Origin of the sequence: Streptomyces sp. NPDC007901 (assembly GCF_042959465.1) — a bacterium.
Lineage (GTDB): Bacteria > Actinomycetota > Actinomycetes > Streptomycetales > Streptomycetaceae > Streptomyces.
On record NZ_JBIBKW010000003.1, the window covers coordinates 784,034 to 801,288 of the forward strand.

14 protein-coding genes are annotated in these 17,255 nt (G+C 66.6%); 9 read left to right on the forward strand and 5 right to left on the reverse strand.

What is annotated here, in order from left to right:
• Window positions 1-319 precede the first annotated feature (319 nt).
• Together ACFZDK_RS13825 and ACFZDK_RS13830 are read left to right on the forward strand one after the other, a co-directional pair.
• A complete protein-coding gene (locus ACFZDK_RS13825) occupies window positions 320-6,904 on the forward strand; it encodes an RHS repeat-associated core domain-containing protein (RefSeq protein WP_390972525.1) in 6,585 nt (2,194 codons plus the stop codon).
• A gap of 113 nt (window positions 6,905-7,017) precedes the next feature.
• Window positions 7,018-7,500 carry a hypothetical protein gene (locus ACFZDK_RS13830; protein ID WP_390972265.1) on the forward strand — a complete coding sequence of 161 codons (483 nt, stop codon included), beginning with the start codon at window positions 7,018-7,020 and terminating at the stop codon, window positions 7,498-7,500.
• Window positions 7,501-7,857: 357 nt separating this feature from the next.
• On the opposite strand, the gene ACFZDK_RS13835 is transcribed toward ACFZDK_RS13830, so the two are convergent.
• From ACFZDK_RS13835 to ACFZDK_RS13845, 3 genes are all read right to left on the reverse strand, one after another.
• A complete protein-coding gene (locus ACFZDK_RS13835; protein ID WP_390972266.1) occupies window positions 7,858-8,265 on the reverse strand; it encodes a hypothetical protein in 408 nt (135 codons plus the stop codon).
• A 778-nt stretch (window positions 8,266-9,043) separates the two neighbouring features.
• A complete protein-coding gene (locus ACFZDK_RS13840; RefSeq protein ID WP_390972268.1) occupies window positions 9,044-9,517 on the reverse strand; it encodes a DUF488 family protein in 474 nt (157 codons plus the stop codon).
• Window positions 9,518-10,041: 524 nt separating this feature from the next.
• On the reverse strand, window positions 10,042-10,257 hold the full coding sequence (locus ACFZDK_RS13845) for a hypothetical protein (protein WP_390972269.1): 216 nt from the start codon (window positions 10,255-10,257) through the stop codon (window positions 10,042-10,044).
• A 269-nt stretch (window positions 10,258-10,526) separates the two neighbouring features.
• Here ACFZDK_RS13845 and ACFZDK_RS13850 point away from each other — a divergent pair, with 269 nt between their 5' ends.
• Both ACFZDK_RS13850 and ACFZDK_RS13855 read left to right on the forward strand, forming a co-directional pair.
• Entirely contained in the window at window positions 10,527-11,540 is a 1,014-nt protein-coding gene (locus ACFZDK_RS13850) for a hypothetical protein (protein WP_390972270.1), read from the forward strand.
• A gap of 136 nt (window positions 11,541-11,676) precedes the next feature.
• On the forward strand, window positions 11,677-12,150 hold the full coding sequence (locus ACFZDK_RS13855) for a hypothetical protein (RefSeq protein WP_390972272.1): 474 nt from the start codon (window positions 11,677-11,679) through the stop codon (window positions 12,148-12,150).
• A gap of 11 nt (window positions 12,151-12,161) precedes the next feature.
• Here the strand turns inward: ACFZDK_RS13855 and ACFZDK_RS13860 are convergent, their stop codons facing one another.
• Both ACFZDK_RS13860 and ACFZDK_RS13865 read right to left on the reverse strand, forming a co-directional pair.
• A complete protein-coding gene (locus ACFZDK_RS13860) occupies window positions 12,162-13,409 on the reverse strand; it encodes an XRE family transcriptional regulator (protein ID WP_390972274.1) in 1,248 nt (415 codons plus the stop codon).
• A 158-nt stretch (window positions 13,410-13,567) separates the two neighbouring features.
• Window positions 13,568-13,948: a GntR family transcriptional regulator gene (locus ACFZDK_RS13865; protein WP_390972527.1), complete on the reverse strand. Its 381-nt coding sequence runs from the start codon at window positions 13,946-13,948 to the stop codon at window positions 13,568-13,570.
• Between the two features lie 466 nt (window positions 13,949-14,414).
• On the opposite strand from ACFZDK_RS13865, the gene ACFZDK_RS13870 reads away from it, so the two are divergent.
• From ACFZDK_RS13870 to ACFZDK_RS13890, 5 genes are read left to right on the forward strand one after another with little or no spacing between them, the layout of a single operon-like run.
• Window positions 14,415-14,705, forward strand: coding sequence for a hypothetical protein (locus tag ACFZDK_RS13870; RefSeq protein ID WP_390972276.1), 291 nt, complete (start codon window positions 14,415-14,417; stop codon window positions 14,703-14,705).
• On the forward strand, window positions 14,702-15,151 hold the full coding sequence (locus ACFZDK_RS13875; RefSeq protein ID WP_390972278.1) for a Pycsar system effector family protein: 450 nt from the start codon (window positions 14,702-14,704) through the stop codon (window positions 15,149-15,151). The genes ACFZDK_RS13870 and ACFZDK_RS13875 overlap by 4 nt, the downstream gene beginning before the upstream one ends.
• On the forward strand, window positions 15,148-16,131 hold the full coding sequence (locus ACFZDK_RS13880) for a DUF2637 domain-containing protein (RefSeq protein ID WP_390972279.1): 984 nt from the start codon (window positions 15,148-15,150) through the stop codon (window positions 16,129-16,131). The genes ACFZDK_RS13875 and ACFZDK_RS13880 overlap by 4 nt, the downstream gene beginning before the upstream one ends.
• Window positions 16,128-16,778 carry a diguanylate cyclase domain-containing protein gene (locus ACFZDK_RS13885; RefSeq protein ID WP_390972280.1) on the forward strand — a complete coding sequence of 217 codons (651 nt, stop codon included), beginning with the start codon at window positions 16,128-16,130 and terminating at the stop codon, window positions 16,776-16,778. The genes ACFZDK_RS13880 and ACFZDK_RS13885 overlap by 4 nt, the downstream gene beginning before the upstream one ends.
• Complete coding sequence (locus ACFZDK_RS13890) at window positions 16,778-17,167, forward strand: RRQRL motif-containing zinc-binding protein (protein ID WP_390972281.1); 390 nt, start codon at window positions 16,778-16,780, stop codon at window positions 17,165-17,167. Before ACFZDK_RS13885 ends, ACFZDK_RS13890 begins: the two co-directional genes overlap by 1 nt.
• Window positions 17,168-17,255 lie beyond the last annotated feature (88 nt).

Consider the following 17,255-nt stretch of genomic DNA (forward strand, 5'->3'; position numbering starts at 1 on the left):
TGGTCCGGTTCCTCGCGGGGGTGTATCCGGCCCTTGCGTGCCGCTCGGGTCGCACCTCTGGAAGCTCTCCGTTGCTGAGCCGCCATCACGCACGACGGCATGGCTGCGGAGTCCGTCAATGAATGGACACCTTGGGAGGATCATGTTCCACCGCAGAAGACATTCCAGACGGCCCAGCAGGGCCGTCATGCGGAGATGGCCGACGCTCGGCGCGCCAGGAGTGCTGCTCCTCGCCGGCGCTCTGATAGCAGGCGCCGTCTCCCCGGCCGCCGCAGCAAGCCAGAGCACGACGGACAAGGCGTCAAAGCCCTTGTCGTACGTGTCATCCCCCAAGGACGCCACGGGCCCGGCGGCCGATGTGATGGTCAACGGCTGGGGCGACGGTTCCGGGTACCACATCGATGTGGCCACCGGTGCCGGCGGCTACAACTGGCGCGAACTGGCTGTGCTGCGTCCGGCAGGCATCGACGACGCATCATGGACCGGCTACCAGTGCGTGTCCGGTGACGGCCGGTACGCTGCAGTATCAATCCTGCCCGCCGGTTCGGTGAATTTGGCCGCGGCCCGTGACCACGGCGCCTTCGCCTACACCGTGAACCTGCGCAGCGGTACGGTGAAGGCGGTCGCGGGTGGCGTCGCGCTGAAGTACCACTCGCCGGGCTGCGGCCTTGGCGACACTGCGGAGTTCACCGTCAGCCCGGGCGAGAACCAGCGTCGTACGCAGGTGCTGACCGTGGACATGCCGTCCGGGAAAGTCCAAAGCAGCGTCACTGTCGACGGCCAGGTGACCAGCGTGGTGCCCACCGCCGACGGCCCGGTCGGTGTGCTGGGCGGTTCTCTGGTGCGGCTGCCTGCAAAGAACAACGGTAAGTCGACTGCCCGTCCGAAGCAGCTGGCCGACGTCGGCGGCATGGCCTACGACCTACGGCCGGCAGCCGGCGGCGGTGTCGACTTCGCGGTGCAGCGAGACAGTCACCAGACGTCGCTGATCTTGCGGGAGCGGTCGGGCAAGCTGTCGGAACTCGGTGAAGGCAAGCACGCCCAACTGCGCCTGCTGCAGGGCCGGTCCGGCCACGCCATCGCGATCGGCGCGACCGTGGCATCCGCCAAGTCCGGCATCCGCAGGATCGACACGCACGCGCTTCCCCACGGTGCGAACGGCGTGTCGGGAGTCTCGCTGGACGGCGGCGCCGTGATGGGCCTCGGCAGCAAGACCAAGGCGTCCACACCGCTGATCCTGGCCACCCGCAGCGGCAAGCTGATCAAGAGGGCACCACCGGGCGCGTCTGTACGAACGTCGACTGTCCTTCCCAAGGCCGCGCCCACCGCGACGGGAAGCACAGCGTCTGTGACCCAGTCCGCATACACGGCCCCCGATCGGACCCAAGTGGCCTCGGCGACCGCTGCCGTCGCGCCGCTGAAGAAGAACACGAGCGCGGTGTCTTCGGCCACCGTTGCCGGCACCTCCGGCACCCTGACGACGGCGACCACTGCGGCCTCCACGACCCCGAAGTGCTCGGTGGGCCGCAACGAGGAGAACCGGCAGGTCATGCAACCGGGCACCGCGCAGGTGTCCTGGGCGGTGCAGATGGCCGAACAGGGCCTGCTGACCGGCTCCGCCTACCAGCGGCTCGCCAACTACGCGAACCTCGGCCTGGTCGCCTACTCCCCGAACGACGACTTCGGCAAGGTCGCCCTGGAGCACCCCTCCAGCGACAGCTGGGACACGGTGCCCCGCTCGGTCTACCAGGCGATCGTGGCGCAGGAGAGCAACTACAGCCAGGCGTCCTGGCACGCACTGCCGGGAATCCCCGGCAACCCGCTGATCGCCGACTACTACGGCGCCGGTGGCTCGATCACCCACATGGACTACTCCAAGGCCGACTGCGGCTACGGCCTGGGCCAGGTGACCACGGGCATGGCCGCCGGGGACACCAAGTACTCGGCCCACGGCCAGTGGAAGATCGCCGTGGACTACCAGGAGAACGTCTCCGCCGGTCTGCAGATCCTGGAGCGCACCTGGAACCAGCTCTACGACGCCGGTATCACCGTCAACGGCGGTGACCCGAAGTACCTGGAGAACTGGTACTTCGCCGCCTGGGCGTACAACTCCGGTATCCAGCCGACGGCCGCGTTCGGCAACACCACTGGCTGCACCCCCGGCCCCGACTGCACGGGCCCGGATGGCACGTGGGGTCTGGGCTGGTCCAACAACCCGGTGAACCCGGACTACCCGCCCACCCGCACCCCGTACCTGCGAGACTCCTACGCGGACGCCTCACACCCGGCGAGCTGGCCCTACCAGGAGCGGATCATGGGCTGGATGGGCCGGCCGATCCTGCGCTTCAACGAGCCCGCGTACGCCACGCCGGACTACCACGGCGGCAAGAGCTGGCTGCAGATCCCACCGGTCGACGCGTTCTGCACCAGCGACAACCTGTGCGACCCGACCGGACAGCAGAGCTCGGACTACTGCTCCCTGGCGGACTCCGAGTGCTGGTGGCACCACCCCGTCACCTTCATCTCCGACTGCTCCACGACATGCGCCACCAGCAGCTACAGCGCAGGCGCCGGGTCGAGTGAACCCGCAGTTGTCAAACCGCACCCGCACCCGCCGTCCTGCTCGCTGGACACCACGCACGTGCACGACGAGGGACACGGGTCTCCGGTCATCGTGGACGAGTCGCAGAGCCAGCCGCCACTGAACCTGGTCGGCTGCGGATCGTCCAACTGGTCCCAGGACGGCACCTTCACCTATACGCCCGGCACCAACAGCGACGGCGACCCGATCGGCTCACTCGACACCCACCAGCTCGGCGTCGGCTTCGGCGGCCACGTGCTGTTCACCCACACCGAGGACGGCTCCAACCCGGCCGAGATCAACACCGGCACCTGGATGCCGAACCTGCCGAAACTGCAGTACTACAAGATCAAGCTGCACTTCCCGTCCACAGCAGCCAGTTCCACCAACGTCGTCTACACCATCAACCCCGGCGGCGGCGCCAGCTCGTGGAAGATCCGGGTGAACCAGGACTGGGGATCCGAGGAGTGGGTGACCATCGGCACCTTCGCGATGGAGGACGGCGCCACCGTCAAACTCACCAACAAGAGCGACATCACGGGCTCCGGCAACATCAACTACGCCGACTACGACGTCGCCTACGACGCGGTCGCTTTCATCCCGGAGGGCGGCACGCCGGGCAAGCCGATCGGCGGTCCGCCCGGCGTCAAGGACGCGCCCAAGGGCAGCAACCCGGCCTGGGTGCAGTGCGGTTGTGTGCGGCGCACCGCCGGTGACCCGGTCGACACCAGCACCGGCTACTTCGGGGACACCTTCACCGACCTGTCGACGCCCGGCCGCGGCATGCCGCTGGACTTCACCCGCACCTACGCCTCCGCCCTGGCCAGCCCCGACGGCCCGAACGCCGCGCTCGCCGAGAACGGCCCCTTCGGCTGGGGCTGGACGTACTCGTACAACCTGAGCGCTACCACCGACAGCACCAGCGGCGACGTCACCATCAAGCAGGAGGACGGTTCCCAGGTCACCTTCACCGACTCCTCGGGCACCTACACGCCCAGCGCCCCGCGCTACGACGCGACCCTGACCAAGTCCGGCTCCGACTACGTCTTCACCCGCAAGTCGAGGGACATCTTCACCTTCGACACCGCGACCGGACATCTGACGGCGGAGACCGATCTGGTCGGCAGCAAGGCCAGCCCTGCATACGCCACGACATTGGTCTACGACGGCGACGGCAACCTGCACACGATCACCGACCCGGGCGGCCGCGTCTACACACTGACGTGGACCGGCAGCCACATCACCGCCCTCACCGACACCGCCGGACGCACCGTCACCTACGGCTACGACGCCAACGACAACCTCACCGACGTGTACGGCGTGGGTACCACCCGCTCGCCGAGCCTTGAGGACGACGACCACTACCAGTACACGTACGACTCGTCACACCTGATGAAGACGATGCGCAAGCCGGTCCAGTACGGCAGCGACGCTTCGCCGACCCCGGTGACGTCGATGACGTACGACGCCTCTGAGCGCGTGGTCACCCAGACCGACCCGATGGGGAAGACCACCGGCTTCGCCTACGGCCCGAATGTGGACACGGGCCTGACCGACGGTCAGACCCTGGTGACCGACCCGTCCGGCCACAAGATCCTCTACACCTACGCCGACGGCATGCTGCAGTCCGAGACCCGCGGCTACGGCACGCAGGACGCCGGGACCTGGTCCTACACCTACGACCCGATCAGCCTCGGCATCACCTCCATCAGCGACCCCGACGGCAACCTGCAGACCTTCGCCTACGACGACCACGGCAACCAGATCTCCGCCAGCGACGCCCGCGGCTTCACCACCACCAACTCCTACGACGACAACGACAACCCGATCACCACGATCGACCCGGCCGGCCTGCGCACCGACTACACCTACGACAAGGCCGACCACATCGCCGCCTCCGGCAGCGGATTCGGGTTGCTCACCAGCACGACCCAGCAGCCTGCCGACGGCAGCACGGCCGCCCGCACCACGAGCACCTACTACGACGACACCGCCCACCCGGGCGACGTCAACCGCACCGTCGACGCCCGCGGCAACACCACCAAAGCGACCTACGACGACGCGGGCGACCTCACGACCACCATCGACCCGGAAGGTGACAAGACCCAGTACGGCTACGACACCGACCGCGGCCTGAGGACGTCCCAGGTCTCCCCGGTCGGTACCGCCGCGGGCACCGCGCCTGGCTGCACGCCACCTGCCAAGGGCTGTACCACCTACGCCTACGACGCGTGGGGCAACCGGACGACGACGACCGATCCGCTCGGCCACACCACCAAGGCGACCTACGACGCCAACGGCAACCGCACCTCCGCCACCGACGGCAACGACAAGAACACCCAATACGGCTACGACGCCCAGGACCGGAACACCACCGTCACACGGCCCGACGGCACCGTAACGAAGACCGCCTACAACGCTGACGGCACGATCGACAAGACCACCGACGCGGCCGGCGCCGTAACCACGTACGGCTACGACGCCCAAGGCCGCCGCACCAGCCGCACCGACCCGGACCAACACACCACCACGTCCGCCTACGATGCTGCGGGCAACCTCACCCAAGTCACCGATCCCTCGAACCGCACCACCACCTACGCCTACGACCCGGCGGGCAACGTCACCGGCATCGACTACTCCGACACCTCCACCGCCGATGTCACCACCATCGACTACGGCCCGCTTGGCCACCGCACCTCGATGACCGACGGCACCGGCACCAGCACATGGACCTACAACGCCTTCGGCGACCTCACAGCCCAGACCAACGGCGCAGGCAACGCGGTCGGCTACGGCTACGACGAGAACGACTATGCCACCTCCATCACCTACCCCGACTCGACCGGGCACACGGTCACCCGTACCTTCGACAAGGCGGACCGGCTGACCGGCGTCAAGGACTGGAACGGCAACACCACGGCTTTCGGCTACACCGCAGACAGCCAGTGGGAGTCCACCACCTACCCCAACGGCACCACCGCGACCACCGGCCACGACGACGCAGGGCAAGCCACGTCCGACACCCTCACCAAGGGCACGACCACTCTCGCCTTGCTCACATACACCCATGACGACGCGGGCCAGCTCAGCGGCCAGACCCCCACCGGCGTTCCCGGCGGCGCACAGACCTACCAGTACACGGACAACGAGCAGCTGAAGTCAGCCACTGCTGGCTCCACCGTCACATCCTTCGGCTACGACGCCGCCGATAACCCGGTCCAGGTCGGCACCACCGGCCAGACCTTCGACCCGGCGAACCAACTGTGCTGGTCCACGACGGGGACCATGCCTGCCAACCCGGACTGCGCCACCGCTCCGACCGGCGCCACCACCTACACCTACGACGACCAGGGCAACCGCACCCAGACCACGGACGGGAGCACCACCACGACCTACACCTACGACCAGGCCGGCCACCTCACTGCCACCGACACCGGCTCCACCACGGCGACCTACACCTACGACGGGAACGGCCTGCGCGCATCCAAGACCGTCGGTACCACCACAGCGTCCTTCACGTGGGACGCCGCTGACATTCCCGACCTGCTCTCCGACGGCACGACCGACTACGTATACGGGCCGGCCAACATGCCCGTCGAACAGATCGGCTCGGGCGACACCCAGTGGTACTTCCACGACCAGTTGGGCTCCACCCGTGCCCTGACGGACAGCAGCGGCGCGGTCGACTGCACCTACGACTACACCCAGTACGGCGCGGTCCTCGGCCACACCGGAACAGCGTCAACGCCGCTGCAGTACACCGGCCAGTACACGGACGCCGAATCCGGCCTGGTCTACCTCCGAGCCCGTTACTACGACCCCGCCACCGCTCAGTTCCTGACGGTGGACCCCGAGGTCGACAACACTCTGGAGGCGTACGTCTACGTCGCCGGCAATCCGCTCAACCTCGCCGACCTGACCGGTCTGTGCTGGTCCTGGGCCAGCTCACTGTGCCACGCTGCTTCGGCGACGGACCATTTCATCCACAAGCACGTGGACACCATCTCCAACATCAGCGCCATCGCCGGTGGCGTCGCCATCGTGGCCACGATCGGGTCGGCCCTGTGTCCGGTCTGCGCACCGGTTCTGCTTCCGGTGGCGGGGATCGCGACAGCAGTCATGCTCGTGACGCAGATCGCGGTCACCTACGACAAGTGCAGATACGGCTCCGGATGGGACTGCGCGGCACAGGCGTCGGTCCTCGGGGCCGAGGCCGGCGGTACCGGATACGCGGGGAGGAAGGCGGTCTCGTGGGGCTTCGGTATGAAGGGGGCCCCGATCGAAAAGACCATCGACAACATCCGCAAGATCTGCGGCGGATGACCCGGAAGGTACTGCCTCCCGGCTGACCACCGGCCGAACGTGCCCTGTCGCCGCCCCGCACCGCGGCGGCGACAGGGCGTCGGCCTCCCGATTACACACCTCGAGCGAGCCTTGTGAACAGGACCTCAGACGTCATCTCCATCCGCCCCAACATCTGGCAAGCGGCGAAGGTTTCCTCCCTCTTTATCGCCTTCTTCGCGTTCAAAGCGGCCCTGACCGACAACAGCGTCGACCGATGGATCCTCGTCGGAGCCACGGTGTTCCTCCTTCTTACCCTCCTGGTCCTTCGCCGGCTCTTCGTCGTCACTGTCACCCCCGCCACGGTCACCGTGCGGCAGCCGTTCCGCAACGTCTCGATCAGCATGGCCCAACTCCAGTCGGTGTCGGCAAAGGCGCTGAGCCGTCGCCCGCCTATGTGGGCACTGACGCTGGTCGGCGCCGACGGGACACGCACCACGACGAGCATGACGTTCGTGGCCCTGGCCGACCGCAGGCGACTGCTCGCGGCCATCGAACAGCGAACGGCACGGGGCGTGGTGCGGCGGGACGACGTCCTGCTGGCCATGATCGCCGAGGACGGCTCCGCGCCCCACTGACCATTGCCGGGATGCAGCCGCGGCTGGCCCAACAGGAACACACACCAAAACGGTTGCCGGACCAAGAGATTCCTGACGGGTGTCCGTCGCGGTCGGTCCCGTAGCGCAACTCAGTTGCTTGTTCTTCGGACCGCCCATGGAGTTTCCGCGCAGTGGATCTCAGCGTCCCAAATCCTGCACCTCCGTCGATCTCGTGCGCGGCCCAGATCGGCGGCCGGCGATCACGCCGCCCAGAGATGTCCGCGAGTTTCGACACCACCGCCAACTTGGCTGCGCAATTCCAGAACGACTCCGACGCGCGGACCACGAACTGCGAACGAAGCGATGATCGTGGCGACCTTCAGGGCCGCCCATGCCTCAGCGGCGCTTGGCGTGGCGCTCTCGTACCACAACGATCCACCCGACCACCGGCAGCATCACCAGCCAGGCAACCACCACCCCCACAGGCCCTTCCCACCCGACGCCGACAAGACAGGCCAGCCAAGCCGTCAGTGCCGCACCGACCGTGGCCTTGCCCAACGGGATCAGGGAAGCGGGCAAGCCGTGCTCGGCTGCACGGCGCGCTCCCAGCAGCGCGCAGCCACCGGCCCCCAGTAGGTAAGTTCCGCAGGCCAGCGCTCCCAGAGCCAGAGCGGTGTCGATATCCGGGTCGCCAACGGGGTTGTCATTGGTCTCCTGAGTGAGGCCGCCCCGGCTGACGGCCGTCGCGTAGCGCCGCCAGACGGTGACGCTTACCAGGTCACCTGGGTGCAACCGCTTCAGCAAGGGGCCCGGGGAACCCATGTCGAGTGAGCCGGACGCCGGAGCAGGGCCCGATAGTTCGAGCCGGTACGTCTCGTCTCTCCCTGAGCTCTGGATCACTGTTTCCGTCACGGTGGCTCGCACAGTGTGCAGACAATCCGCCCGGTCGGCGCCGGCTCCGGCCGCAGTGCACGGGACGGCCGAGAGGAACCCCTGCTCCTCCGCTACCGCCCCGGGCAGGGCAGTGAATCTACTGACCGCCCACATCAGTGTGAAAGCGCCCAAAAGCACCGCGCACAGTCCCCATGCACGATGCCACCACGGCCGACGCCGCAGGCCACCCGGACGCGGAGGACCGTATCGGGGCAGCGGGCGCGAGACGGACCGGGGCAAGGGCATCAGCGCACCGTACAGCCATCCCGCTGGAGGCGTCGACGGCCCCTTCACGCATTCTCTCCAAAGCCAGTGCGGTCCTCCTCGCCCTTGGTGGCCGCGGTGTGCGATGCGAGTGGTCCAGGCGTATGCCCGCCACGCAACTCGTCCCGCGGTACTTGCTTGACAGCTCCGGATACGTCTTCTTGACAGCTCCGGATACGTCTTGATCATGATCGTTGCGGGTGGCCGATGCCCCGATCTCATGGTTGCCCCCTCCACGGATCTTCCCGATCCGATTGGAGGAGAAGCATGCGCCGCTGGCAAGGGCGCATGAGGACGGAAGGGGTCAAGTCGGGCCAGAGGGGCCACCGGCACGGCGGCGCGCTTGCGAACGGTCTCCAGGATGACCTGTCGATGGCAGCGGCTCTCATCCTTCTCGAAGCAGGGCGCTGCCACTCGCGACTGCCGGGCAGTGCTCCGTGAGGCGGTTGAGATCGGCCTGCGCTTCTTCGGACCGAAGTGGGCCGCGGAAGCGCGCCCGGCCTACTTCGAGGCGGCCGTCCCAAGGGCTCCCGGTTGTCCTTGGGACTGGCCCAGGCCGCGCAGGTGGGGTGTACTTGATGCCGGTCTCGGCCAGCTGCTCCGCGAGGCGGGTTTTGCTGGAGCCCTTCTTGCGGCTGATCGGGGTGAGCCGCGTGTCCGCCACGACATCGATGCTGCTCCCGACGAGCGAGGTGACGAACGAGTCGATGTCCCGCCCTTCGTATCCGGCCGACCAGAGACCGGGTGTGACGGGCGGTACCTGGGCCGCTCGGAACAGATCATCGAGGGAGACCGCAAAAGCCTCGGCGACCGGGCCGACCGTGAAGAAACCTGGCTGGATCGCTGGCCAGCCGCTCATGCGTCCACTCGCGGCCCTCCCGCAACCCACGTACTCGCTGGGCGAGCGCACGGGCGTGTTCGTGGGGAGGCGTTGAGCGGTGACCTGCCATGTGCGGTGTTCCTAACGGCCGCTGGCGTGGCCCGCACGGATGCTCCTGGTCAGCTACGAGCCCTGGATTCGCGAACGCGCAGGTCCGAGGGCGCGCAGGCGCCGCTCTTCCTGCGGCACTGGAGACTGCTCCTGGGGGAAGCCGACCAAGATCTTCTCCCAGATTTCTCCCAAACGATCTCCAGGACCAGTCAGGGGCCTGATCCATCAAGTGGATCAGGCCCCTGACCTGGTACTTCAGCGTCGGGGTGGCGGGATTTGAACCCACGACCTCTTCGTCCCGAACGCGATCGGGCACTTGTTGGCGTGGGTACGCGGGACCTCACCTGCGCGTTTCCTTCCAGACCTGTCCGTGACTGTCCAGGGTGGTCCTCGTGTGCCTGCCTGGTTTGGCCCCCCGTTTGGCCCCCTCCCGTCGAGGTGGTACGGACCGTCTACTCCTCCGAGTCGGGGTCCCTCTCGGGGATGTCGTCGTACAACGTGATGCTCCACCACAGTGTTTGTTCGCCATCACGACCTGCGGGGTGGTACTCACTGGAGATGTCGATTCCAAGACCTAGCTCCGCGGCGGACTCCAGAGCGCTCTTGGCATCTTCGAGCGAGTTTGTCCACATCTGCTTGATCGTGTTCGGCTGGACTTCTTCTGTCACGTACCCCTCCACCCGTTCCTGTGGCCGGCTTCCTGCGAGCCCCATCTTCCCAACGCCACTGCTTGGAACGGTTGTTGATGGCGATAAGTGATCGGATGAGCCCTCATCCGGCAGTGGTGCGGTTGCTTGGTGCGCTCTCTTCGAGGGTTCGGGCATGATCAAATTACTGCTCTTTGACGTCCCTTGTGCAACTGCGTTCCAGATCTGTGAAGATGTCGGGGTAGTCAGTCGATCGCACGAGTCGGTGCATCGCCCGCCAGGAGACATGAGTGACCACGTACGGCTTCAAGCTCTTCACCATCCAGATCTACCGCTGTAACAGGCAGAAGGTCACGAAGTTTCAAGACTGCGATGGCGAGCACTACAGGGACATTGCACTACGTCTACTCAAGTCGCTTTCCCTCTCTACGGCTGTTGGTGATCCGGCTCTTCCTGACGACGAGAGGGCTACGGAGGCTGACAATTTCGGCAGCCCTGCCTTTCGTGTGGATTCCGTCGAATTGCGGGATAACACCATCCGCGCACGCCTTCAGGCCGGCAAGTTCGGTAGCCATGAGAGGGCTATCGGTGAAGGAGACTCAACCGCAGATCTCCACATCAGTGACCGTGCTGCCAGTAATGAATTCCGGATCGTTCTGGCGATTCCCGATGAAGGAGACAAGGGTTTCCTGGCAGTAGAAAGCATTGGTCGGTCATGTCCCCATGCTCTGCTCGGGAAGTGGCTTAAGAAGAAGTCTCAAGAGGAGGGAGCCTCTGAAGACGGTGAAGGTGTATGGTGGCGCCCCTCGATTAAGCCTATCGCCGACGAAGAACGCTTGGAGCAAATGATCAACGAGGGGGCGGCTCAGAAGTTGGTGCTTGTGCGACACGCAATCGGTGTGGATGCGGTGCGGAAGACGAACGAACTGACCATCACGCACTCGCTCGCTAGTTCTGGGAAATTTAACGAAGTGAAGCAAGTGGTGCGTGGCTGGTTGGTTGAAGAGAAAGAGCGCGAGACTCCCTTGGAGCGATCTGTCGCGCAGGAAATCGGCGTCCGTCAACTCGCTGCAATTGCGGGTCCTGAAATCGAGAACATTCAGCTTGATGATGGCTGGGTTGAAATTAAAGACCCCGACGGGCAGGTGAAGCGCGTGAACCCCCACCACATGGCGGACGTGTTCACCTACCGGCTGTCGGAGGATCGGGCCGTTGTCACACCCGAGTTCTATCATGCTGTTAGAGACGTAGCCATGTCGCTTCAGGTGGCGGCAAAGGTGGCCTTCGATTGGCCGGTCTCGTAGCCATTCGGGGAGGCGGCGCGCTGTGTTCAGTCGGCTGAACTTTGTTCCCATCCTTCGTGGACATTGGAAAGGCCTCACGGACGGTCGTTCCCGTCTGGGGAACTCTGAGCGCCAAGTCAGCCGACCGGATCGTCCGATGCGCGCCCTTATGTTGGTGCTGCCTGTGGGGATTGGTGTCGTCATGTTCTCGCGGGGTGGGGAGTTGGCTGCCCCCGCTCCCTTGCTGACCGGAGTCTCTTTGCTCGCCGGCGGTATGTTGAGCGCCTTCACTCACCTTTCCACTCTGCGACTCAAGATCACAGATATAAATGCAAATGAGAGTTCGGATCGATTTGAGGCTGAGCGGGGGATGCTGGATGAGACTGCGGCACACCTGCTCACGGGCTCTCTTTTTTGTGCCCTCAATGCTGCTGTGCTTGTTCTAGGGATGAATGTCAGCGTTTCCGCTAAAGGTCATCTCACGGGCGTCCTGGCTGCTATGGCCACAGGGATCAGTAGCTATATCATCCTCTTGTTTGTCATTGTGCTACCGCGTCTTTACTTCGCATATGTGGAAATGAATAATGTTAGTGTCGCGCTAAATGGTTTTGATCGACGTAAGCATGAATGATGGAATACTGGTTACTGTGGAAGGAAACCTGGTTTCTCTGATCCCAGTTCTTGCAGCCGCGTGAGGTAGTCCTGTGCCGCGGGCTCTGACGCGTATCGGCGCCTCATTTCAGCTGCGAGTTCGCGACTGGTCATGATGAGCGACGGCACCGACTGGCGGTCCCCTTCGAGGGCTCGTTCGCCCATCGTCAGTGCCTGTTCCAAGTCGCCCTCCCGTGCCGCCGTGACGCCCAGCGTGACGCGTGCTTCGGCATTCCGCATCGGCGAGCGCTCGGTGCCGTCGAAGTCCGTTCCTGCCCTCAACACCTCTTCGGCGAGCGTGCGAGCAAGTTTGTCTTCGCCGACGAGCCGGTAGCAGTCCATCGAGTAGAAGTCGAACTTGGCTGGGTCAACTACGAAATGGTTGTCCAGGTTCACGGGATACGGCATCCCTTCGAGGAGTCGCCGCCCCTTGTCCAAGGCCACCTCGACTTGTCGGCGGTCACCGATCCGCGCCCATGCCTTGGCCTCCTGTGCTGCAAGCTGGACGGCCACGCCGTGGTGCTGCGCTACCTCGGCTCCGGCCTGCGATGCCGCGATGACACCGCGGTAGTCGCCGGTCGTGAGGGCGAACCATGCCCGCATCTCGTGTGCCCACCCGGCGACCTCCGCATGGTCCGCCTCGGTGGCGAGCGAAAGAGCAGCCTGTCGGGTCGACTCGGCCGCGTGACGGTCGCCCGTGTCGTACTCCACACAGCCGACCAGTAGCGCGAGCCAACCGGACAGGGCGAGCACCTCGCGGTGCTGCGCGAGCGTGAGGCTCTTCGTGTGGAGTTCGACCACGCGGCGAAGCCACTGGCGGCCCTCGATGAGGAGTTGTTCGCTCGGCATGTACGGGTACTCCGAGGCGAGCCGATCTGTCGTGATCCGCAGAGCATCGAGAGTGGCGTTGTCGACGTCGGACCGGTTGAGGCGGCTCACGATCTCCAGCGTTTCCATGCCGGACGCTGCCAGGATCTCCCTGTCTCCGTCCCGCCGCGCGGGTCCGGGGAACAGCGCGCGGGTCACCGTGCCGAAGAGGGCCGCGATGATCGGCTGGTAAAAGTCGTTCGGCATCTGCCCCGACTCCCAGCGCTTCCACTGCCGGATCATGCTCTCTTCCGCCGGCAGCTCCGTGGGAGCGTGCGCTCGCAGAGCCCTGACTGCGTCTCGCTGTGACCAGTCGCGCGCCATCCGCTCAGCCGCGATGCGCCGCGCCCATGCGGGCCTGTCGTCGGTCATGCGCCCTCCTCCGAGTGCCTGCTCCGAGTCTCGCGCGCGAGCCGGGGGGACAGGGAAGGTGACAGGCGGGTGTCACCGGACATGTCCCCAGCTCCGTTCTGCCGTCCCCTGGCTGTCACTTACCTCTCAACTCCCGTTCCCAGCATGCTGGTTGCAGATCACGCACCACCCGGCGCGGAGCGGCTTTCGAGCGCTTCGAGCCTGCCGCGCAGTTCCGAGACCTGGGAGGTGAGATGTTCGAGTTGGCGGAGGACTTCGGGGAGGTCGACAACCGCTTCGGCCCCGCTGGAGTCCGTGGCTTGCTGCGGATCGCGGGCGTAGCTGCCGCGCGACGTGGTCATGATGAGCCCATCCTCGCGCAGGATGGCAAGGGCTCGCTGCACCGTCATTCCGGAGATCTTGAAGCGCGTAGCCAGATCTCGCACGGAGCCCACGTGGGCGCCCGCCTTGATGTCGCCGCGCAGGATCTCTTGTCGCAGGATGTCGGCCGCCTGCTCGGACTCCGGTCTCGGATCGTCTTTCGAGATTTCAGCGCTCATCACGCCACGAGCGTACCCACCCCTAGTACGACCTAGCACGAATCTCCGCGGACCTCTTGCGCGGTGGTACGTGCTAGTACATGCTGTTACGCATCAGCACAGCGAGCCCGAAAGGGCTTCGCTGGCTGTGTCTGCAAGTGCTTGACCTGCAAGACCGCACGACCAGGAGCCCCGCACTGGACGGGGGGAGGCGACCCGGCGCCTTGGCATTCACCGGAGGGCTCAGACCGAAAGGTCACGTCTCCATACGCCTATTTCGCGGCCGGACGGCTCTACCTCACACGGGAGCGCGGTCGCGATGAAGGAGACATGCACTGCTGCCCCGATGGTCGTAGGCCGGGTTCGACTCCTGGTCGGGGCGCTCTTCCCTGCCGCTCTGCGGTTCGGGTTCTTCCGGAGTAGTCGCCGTCTCACCAACACGCCTGCGGCTCTCCGGTTTCGTGTCCCTCCCACTTCAGGAGCTGTCATGCGTACGTTCATCGGCCGCCAACAGGCCGTATCTCGCGCGGACTTCGCGGAGCTGGCGCTCGGCACCCCGGTTGAGCTGTGGCTCGGGGTCGAGGGCGAGACGGACGAAGAGCGCGCGGCCCGCCTCGACGCGGCGCGCGACATCCTCGCGGACTTCCCCAACCTTCCCGACGACCTGATCCGTGTCGCTGCGGAGGTCATCGAGGACAACCCGGACGTGTTCGACGTTGTCCCGCTGGCACGCCCCAGCCGGCGCCGCCGTACCGCGCGCAAGGGGGCCGCGGCATGAGCGCCACGGACGGGCGGAGCCTGATGGCCGCGCATGCCGAAGTAAAGGCAGAGATCGCGCGGACCGACAACAAGACCGCACTGCTGCTGGCGTTCGTCGGCGCGGTCCTGGCCAGCGCCTGGACGGCCGGCAACTCCCTCCCGCTCAACGCCCTGGCTGTCGTGGTCGGGGTGCTCGGGATGGCGCTGTTAGTCGCCGCGGCCAGCGTGCTGCTCACGGCAGTGCGCCCCAACTTGAAGGGCCGCCACGGCTTCACGCTGTGGGCGACCCTCACCCCGGCGGAGATCGCCGAGAGCATGTCGACGGATCTCGCCGCGGACATCGCCGGACTGTCCCGCCTCGCGGTCGCCAAGTTCACCTGCCTGCGCCGCGCCGTCGACCTCACCCGCGCGGGCGGCGCCCTGCTGGTGCTCGCCGTTCTGCTCGCCATCGGGGGTGCGGCATGACCACTGAGCAGGTCATCGAGCGTCCGAAGGTGCCGCCGCTGACACGCCCGGAGATGGGGCTCGCCGGCCTCGGAGCGCTCGCCGCCGCTGCGGTCGGTGCCCTGGGGCTGTACTCCTCCTTCGATGCGGTGTCCCTTGCCGCGGCGCGGTGGAGCTTCAGCAACCCGCACACCCTTCCCATCGCGATCGACGTCGCGATCCCGGTGTTCACGCTGGCCAACCTGCTGTTGATCCGGCTGGACATGGCGCTCGGGTGGGTCCGGTTCGTGCCGTGGGTGCTCACCCTGGTCACGTGCTGGCTGAACGTCGCGGCCGGTACGTCGTTGTCGGCGAAGCTGGCGCACGGGACGATGCCGTTGCTGTGGGTGGTGTTCTCGGAGATCGGTGCCCATGTCTACGCGGTACGGATCGGCGCGGTCACCGGCCGGCGGATGGAGAAGATCCGGTTCTCGCGGTGGCTGCTGGCCCCGGTGTCGACGTTCGCGCTGTGGCGGCGGATGACGCTGTGGGAGGTCACCTCCTACGGTGATGCGCTCGCGCTGGAGCGTGAGCGGCTGCTGGCCCGTGCGGATCTGCGCGAGCAGTACGGCCGTGGCTGGCGGCATAAGACACCGCGCCGCGAACGCGTCCTGCTGCGCCTGGGGGAACTCGCCCCGGCCACCGCAAACGTCGCGGACGCACCGGGGCCGGAGCAGGCTCCGCAGGAAACCACACCCGAGGCGCCCAAGGCCCCATGCAAGCGGCCCGCCAAGCCCAGGGCGAAGACACCACCGCGCTCGCTGGCCGACCTGCTGACCGAGGCGCGCGTGATCACGGCCGGCTGGACGAACGACGCGGTCAACGCCGAAGCGCTCCGCAAGGAACTGCACTGCGGCTCCGCACCGGCCCGCACCGTTCGTGACGCCCTGCTCGCCGAACGGGCCCAAGGACGCATCCTGTTCACCCCCGCAGCTGACAACGAGCAGGAGGTGGCCGCGTGAACACCCTGGCCACCATCCTGATATCCGGCCTGCCGATGGCGGGCGGGTGGGCGGCGCATGTTCGCTGGCTGCGCGGCCGTCTGAACACGGCCCGCCGTGACCCGCTCACCGGTCTGCGCACCCGCGACGGATTCACCCGCCGCGCCACCGTGCTGCTGAAGGACCCGCGGGCGGTCGTCGTCCTCGCCGACGTCGACAAGTTCAAGCACATCAACGACACCTACGGCCACGCGGCCGGCGACGCCCTCTTGCAGGCGACCGCCGCCCGCCTCGCCCACCACGTCGGCCGTAGCGGCGTCGCCGGGCGGCTCGGGGGCGATGAGTTCGCGGCCGTCCTCATGGACGACCACGGCACCGCCGCCGACCTGCTCACGATGCTTCACGGTGTGCTGGCCCGGCCGGTCGACGGCCAAGACTCGGCCGTACACACCACGGTCTCGCTCGGGTGGGTGCGTGCGGCGGACTTCCCCGCCGATGACCTGTCAGGTCTGCTGCGGCGGGCGGATGAGGCGATGTACACGGCCAAGCAGGCTCGCGCCGGAATGCGCCGGGCGGGACTGGGTCGGCTGTTCGCCACGGTCATCGGCCGCCGCGCCGGCCGCACGGGCACCCACGACGCTGCGCCCGTGGTCGCGGTGGCCGCGTGATGTCGGCCGCGTGGGGCAAGTGCTACGACCCGTCCGGTGCGCTCTACGGCGTGCCCACCTACCCCTGGAAGCTTGCCCCCGCCGGGCTGGCCACGCGCCGGCAGTTACGGGCCCGTGGCCTGCGGCCCGGGGGCCAGCCGATAGCCGCTCAGATCATGCGCACCAACCGGCGTACTGGAACGCCTCGGGTGGCCTACCTCTACCGCGAGGAACTTGCCCTGGCTGTACGGCCGATGACGTCGCGCAAGTGGGGTGCGCTCGCGCTCGCGCTCGCGATGCTCGCCCGCCGCACCTGCCCGAAGTGCTGTCTGGACGTGGGCTACTGCATCCCCCGCTCGTACGGCATCTGCGGCCTGTGTCTGGCCACCGACGAACAGCGCGCCGCCTGACAGCACAACCCACGCACATTGCGTGGCTGCGTAGGGCGGGTTTCGCCCCACGCTCTTCTCACGGGCCCGGCCGTCAACCTCCTACAGC